The sequence below is a fragment of the Actinosynnema sp. genome (assembly GCF_052038725.1).
The window spans coordinates 1-5,476 of the sequence record NZ_JBQGCX010000811.1; the positions used below are offsets into that span (position 1 = coordinate 1).

Below are 5,476 nucleotides of genomic sequence, written 5' to 3' on the forward strand. Positions count from 1 at the left end.
GGACGGCCAGCCTGCCGAGGTCCGGCCGGTACAGCACGGCCGCGATCCCGATCAGGCCCAGCGCGCCCGCCAGCACCGTGCCGGGCAGCGGGGAGCGCCGGGACAGCAGACCCGCCAGCACCGCGAGCAGGGCGATCACCACCGCCATGCCGAGCAGCAGCACGGGCTTGTCGGCGGTGCCGAACGTGCGGACGGCGAAGTCCTTCAGCGGTGTCGGCGTGAAGTCGATCGCGGTGTTGCCGACCGCGAGGTACGGCGAGGCGGACAACCCGACGAACCCGGCGGCCAGGTGCCCCGCGGCCAGCGCGGCCGTCACCGAGAGCAGCCCGAGCAGTGCGGCCTTCCAGCGAGTCATGCCGGACATTCGACACCGGCCCCGGCCCGGTTCGCGCGGCAGCGCGCGGACTCTCCCCCGGTCAGGCCAGCGCGGTCAGGCCGCCGGCGCGATCGGACCAGCGCGGTCAGGCCAGCGCGGTCAGGCCAGCGCGGCGCGCAGGCGGTCCTCCTCGACCTCCCAGTACCCGTGCTCCTCGCCGTCGACGAGGATCACCGGCACCCGGTCGCCGTACTCGGCGCGCAGCTCCCGGTCCGAGTCGACGTCGACCGCGTCCCACGGCACGCCCAGCTCGCCGCAGATCCGCTCCAGGTCCGCCTTGGCCTGCTCGCACGAGTGGCAGTCGACGCGGGTGACGAGGGTGACGTGGTGGCTCACGCCCCCATCCTCCCCCTCAGATCAGCGGCGGGCGGAGCAGGGCCCTCGCGACCTTGCCGGTCGGCGAGTGCGGCAGCGCGGAGGTGAACTCCACCGAGGTCGGGACCTTGAACTTCGCCAGCCGGTCCGCGCAGTGCCCGCGCACCCGCGCCTCGTCCAGCTCGACCCCGTCCGCCAGCGCGAGCACCGCCTTGACCGCCTCGCCGGTCCGCTCGTCCGGCACGCCCACCGCCGCCGCCTCCACCACGCCGGGCAGCTCGCGCAGCACCGCCTCCACCTCGTGCGGGTAGACGTTGAACCCGTTGACGATGATCAGGTCGCCCGCCCGGTCGACCAGGTGCAGGTCGCCGTCCGCGTCCAGGTAGCCGACGTCGCCGGTGCGGAACCAGCCGTCCTCGGCCGGGCCGTGCGCGCCGTCCGGCCAGTAGCCGCTGAACAGGTTCGCGCCGCGCACCGACACCAGCCCGGTGCCCGGCTCGTCCTCCTCCAGGTCGAGCGGGGAGCCGTCGCTGTCGACCAGGCGCAGCTCGACGCCGGGCAGCGGGCTGCCCACCGAACCCGGCTTCGCCGTGCCCGTGACCAGCGAGGACGTCAGCACGGGACCGGTCTCGGTCAGGCCGTAGCCCTCGTGCACGACCAGGCCCGTCGCGGCGCGCATCCCGGTCAGCACCTCGGGCGGCAGCGGGGCCGCGCCGGAGGTGAACAGCCGCACGGTCGCCAGGTCCGCGCGCAGCCGCGCCACCGGCTGGGCCAGCAGCGCCCGGTACATCGGCGGCACGCCGACCAGCGCGGTCACCCGGTGCTCGCGGATCGCGGTGAGCGCGGCGTCCGGGTCGAACCGCTCGACCAGCACGGCGGTGGCCCCCGCGCCCGCGACCTGGAGCAGACCGGGCCCGAGCCCGTAGACGTGGAACAGCGGCAGCGCGAGCAGCACCCGGTCCCCGGCGGTCACCGGGGCGGGCCGCAGCTCGGCGCACTGGTCGACGTTGGCCAGCAGCGCCCGGTGCGACAGCATCGCGCCGCGCGGCACGCCCGAGGTGCCGGAGGTGTAGCCGATCACGGCGACGTCCTCGCCGCCCCGGACCGCGTCGACCGGCGGCGCCGAGCCCGGCTCGACGTCGAGCGGGGGCGCGGGCAGCACGGTGACCCGCGGGTCCGGCGGCCCGCCCGGCTCGGCGCCCGGCTCGTCCGGGTCGCCGACCAGCAGCCGCGCGCCGCTGTCGGCCAGCAGCCGGTCCAGCTCGTGGCGCGGCTGACCGGCGCCCAGCAGCACCAGGACGCCGCCCGCGCGCAGCGCGCCGAACACCGCCGCGCAGAACGCCGGACCGGTCGGCAGCCGCACCGCGACCCGGTCGCCGGGCCGCAGCCCCGCGCCCACGAGCCTTCGGGCCTCCGCGTCCACCGCCGCGTCGAGCGCGCCCCAGCTCAGGCTCCGCGCGGTGGTGACGTCGACCACGGCCGGGTGCCCCGGTCCCCTGCGCGCCGACTCGCGCACCAGGTCTGCGACGTTGCGGGCGGGAGCGACCAAGGCAGCCTCCTCGTCGGGGACCCTGCGGGACCTGGTCGCAGTCTGGCACGGTCGGGGCCGCGCACGTAGTGCCCTCGGGTGACCCCGCTCGCGGAACGCGCGCACCGGTCCCTACTGTCACCGAATCCCTGATACAGAGGTGGGGAAACGTATGCTGCGGGAGCGTCGACTCCGTGGAGGTGCCGCGAGCCGATGACCGCGAGGACGCGCGAGAACAGCGCGAGACCCCGCCGCGGTCTCCGCTCCCTGTGGGGCGGGGGCAGGCGGCCGGGCACCGGCGAGGACGTGGACGGCGACGCGCCGGACGAGCCGTGGGCCCTGGTGCGCGCGGCCCAGGGCGGCGACAAGGAGGCGTTCGGCGCCCTGTACGACCGGTACGTCGACGTGGTCTACCGCTACGTCCTGTTCCGGATCGGGGACCGGACGCTGGCCGAGGACGTGACCAGCGAGACGTTCCTGCGCGCGCTGCGGAGCATCGGGTCGATCAGCTACCAGGGCCGCGACGTGGGCGCCTGGTTCGTCACGATCGCCAGGAACATCGTGTTCGACCACGTGAAGTCCAGCCGGTACCGGCTGGAGGTCACCACGGCCGAGCTGGCGGACAACCGCGAGGCGGCGGACGGGCCGGAGCAGGAGGTGCTGGCGCTGGCGACGAGCGAGGAGCTGCTCCGCTGCGTCCGCCAACTGGGCGATGACCAGCGCGAGTGCATTACCCTGCGCTTCATCCAGGGCTTGTCCGTGGCCGAGACCGCGGCGAGGATGGGGCGCAACGAGGGTGCCGTCAAGGCCCTGCAGCACCGCGCGGTGCGCCGGTTGGCCCAACTGCTGCCACAGTGGTTGCGGTGAGCGGCGCCGGACCGCCCGGTCGCGCGTGACCCCGGAACACGCGTAACCCCGGAACATCCCGGTTCGTTACTTCGGTGCAGGCACGCTGGTCGGACGGTGCGGGATGGTGGGTAGAGGAATCACGCCGCTGGGGCGTCACGGGGACGACGAGGAGTTCGCCCGCGCTGTCGAGGCGCTGCCGGAGGGCGGGGCGGACCCGGACTTCGCGCGTGAGCTGGCCGTCGTCGAGGTGCTCCGGCGGGCGGCCGAGCAGGGCGGCCCGGACGCGGACGCCAGGGCGCGGATGCGCGCGCGGGTGCTGGACGGGATGGCCGCCTCGATCGCCGACCCGGCGATCCTGGAGCCGGTCGCGGGCGAGGACCCGGTGGACGGCGAGCCGCGCGTCGGCGCGGGTCCCGGTCCGGGCGGTGGCGTGACCGACCTCGGGGAGCGGCGAAGACGCGGCGGCGCGCGCGGGCGGTTCCTGGTCGCGTCGGCGGCGGCGCTGTGCCTGCTGCTGTCGCTGGCCGGGATGTCGGTCCTGCTGAGCCGGGACGCGCTGCCCGGCGACGCGCTGTACGGGGTCAAGCGGACCACCGAGGAGGCCCAGCTCGGGCTCATGTTCGCCGAGGACGGCAAGGGGTTCAAGCGGCTGGAGTTCGCCGCGTCCCGGCTGTCCGAGGTGGAGACGCTGGCCGGGCGGGGCCGCGACACCGGCGGCGGGCCGGTCGCCGGCTACCTGACCGCGTTCTCCGACTTCGACGCGGACGCCTCGGCGGGCGCGCGGGCGCTGGTCGCGCACGGCACGACCGCCGACCGGGGCGCGCTCGGCTCGCTGTACGAGTGGGCAGCCGCCCAGTCGCACAGGCTGGACTCGGTGCGCCACGAGCTGCCCTCCGACGCGAACGCGCGCGCGGGCGGGTCGATGGAGCTGCTCGGCCGGATCGGGGTGCGCGTGGTCGGCCTGCTGGCGCGCGCCGACTGCGCGGTGGTGACCTCGGGCACGTCCGACGACCTCGGCCCGCTGCCCGCGGAGCAGGGGTGCGAGCCGGTCGGCCAGGAGCCGGGCTCGACGTCGGCGGCCCCGTCCACCACGTCCTCCGCGCCCGTCCCCGGCACCGGCCAGGCAGGCACCGGCACGACCGGCGCGCCGCGCACGACCGGGGCGCCCACCACCGGGGCAGGTCAGCCGCCCGTGGCGACCACCACCCCGAAGGCGGGCCAGCCGCAGACCGACCAGCCCGGCGTGCAGCTGCCGCTGCCGCAGCTCACGGACCTGCTGCCCACCCTCCCGCTGCCGTCGCTGCAACTGCCGCTGCCGCTGGAGCTGCCGGGGCTGTCCGGCATCCTCCCCACCGGCTGATCGCTACTCTTGTCGCATCGAACCCCTGGGAGGCGCTGGAGTGGTGTCGAAGCGTGTGGTGCAGGGCTCGGCCGAGCGCGAGAGGCTCGCCGAACTGGCGGGCGAGGCGTCGGCGGCGGCTGCACTCGCCGACGCACCGGGTCAGGCGGCGTCGGACCTGACGGCAGCCGCCTTCTTCGACGTGGACAACACGATGATGATGGGCGCGTCGATCTTCCACTTCGCGCGCGGGCTCGCGGCCAGGAAGTACTTCAAGAACTCGGACCTGGTGGGCTTCGCCTGGCAGCAGCTGAAGTTCCGGGTCGGCGGCCGGGAGAACCCGCAGAGCGTGAAGGAGTCGCGCGAGCAGGCCCTGTCGTTCGTGGCGGGGCGCAGCGTGGCGGAGATCATCAGCCTCGGCGAGGAGATCTTCGACGAGCTGATGGCGGACAAGATCTGGGCGGGCACGCAGGCGCTCGCGCAGATGCACCTGGACGCCGGTCAGCGCGTGTGGCTCGTGACGGCGACGCCGGTCGAGCTGGCGACGATCATCGCCAGGCGGCTCGGGCTGACCGGGGCGCTGGGCACGGTCGGCGAGAACGTGGACGGGATCTACACGGGCAGGCTCGTGGGCGACCTGCTGCACGGCAAGGCGAAGGCGCACGCGGTGCGCGCGCTGGCCGCGCAGGAGGGCCTGGACCTGCGCAGGTGCACGGCGTACTCGGACTCGGTGAACGACGTGCCGATGCTGTCGGTGGTCGGCACCGCGGTCGCGGTGAACCCGGACTCGGGCCTGCGCGAGACGGCGCGCAAGCGCGGCTGGGAGACGCGGGACTTCCGCACGGCCCGCAAGGCGGCCCGGATCGGGGTGCCGTCGGTGCTGGGGCTGGGCGCGGTGGCCGGGCTGGTCGCGGCGGGTGTGGCCTGGCGGCGCGGGCGGTGGTGAGCTGGCGGCGGCGGTGAGCCTGCGGCGGTGAGCCTGCGGCGGTGAGGCGGCGGCGGTGAGGCGGCGGCGGTGAGGCGGCGGCGGTGAGGCGGTGGCGCGCCGGGGGTTTCCGCGGGGGCGGGC

At 75.6% G+C, this 5,476-nt stretch carries 5 protein-coding genes and 1 pseudogene; 3 read left to right on the forward strand and 3 right to left on the reverse strand.

The annotated features are described in order from the left end of the window. The 3 genes and pseudogenes from ACTUAL_RS16725 to ACTUAL_RS16735 form a co-directional block, all read right to left on the reverse strand. Positions 1-355, reverse strand: a pseudogene (locus ACTUAL_RS16725) (molybdopterin-dependent oxidoreductase); the annotation flags it as partial. Positions 356-475: 120 nt separating this feature from the next. Further along, positions 476-712 (reverse strand): glutaredoxin family protein, encoded by a 237-nt coding sequence (locus tag ACTUAL_RS16730; RefSeq protein ID WP_015805409.1) that lies wholly within the window; start codon positions 710-712, stop codon positions 476-478. A gap of 16 nt (positions 713-728) precedes the next feature. Next, on the reverse strand, positions 729-2,240 hold the full coding sequence (locus ACTUAL_RS16735; protein ID WP_096497231.1) for an AMP-binding protein: 1,512 nt from the start codon (positions 2,238-2,240) through the stop codon (positions 729-731). 192 nt (positions 2,241-2,432) lie between these two features. Between ACTUAL_RS16735 and ACTUAL_RS16740 the strand changes: the two genes are divergently transcribed. The 3 genes from ACTUAL_RS16740 (at position 2,433) to ACTUAL_RS16750 (ending at position 5,353) form a co-directional block, all read left to right on the forward strand. Then, the gene (locus ACTUAL_RS16740) at positions 2,433-3,086 is read left to right on the forward strand and encodes a sigma-70 family RNA polymerase sigma factor (protein ID WP_096497232.1); all 654 of its coding nucleotides are present in this window, start codon (positions 2,433-2,435) and stop codon (positions 3,084-3,086) included. Positions 3,087-3,189: 103 nt separating this feature from the next. Then, entirely contained in the window at positions 3,190-4,428 is a 1,239-nt protein-coding gene (locus ACTUAL_RS16745) for a DUF5667 domain-containing protein (protein WP_440900921.1), read from the forward strand. A gap of 40 nt (positions 4,429-4,468) precedes the next feature. Further along, entirely contained in the window at positions 4,469-5,353 is an 885-nt protein-coding gene (locus ACTUAL_RS16750; protein WP_096497234.1) for an HAD family hydrolase, read from the forward strand. Positions 5,354-5,476 lie beyond the last annotated feature (123 nt).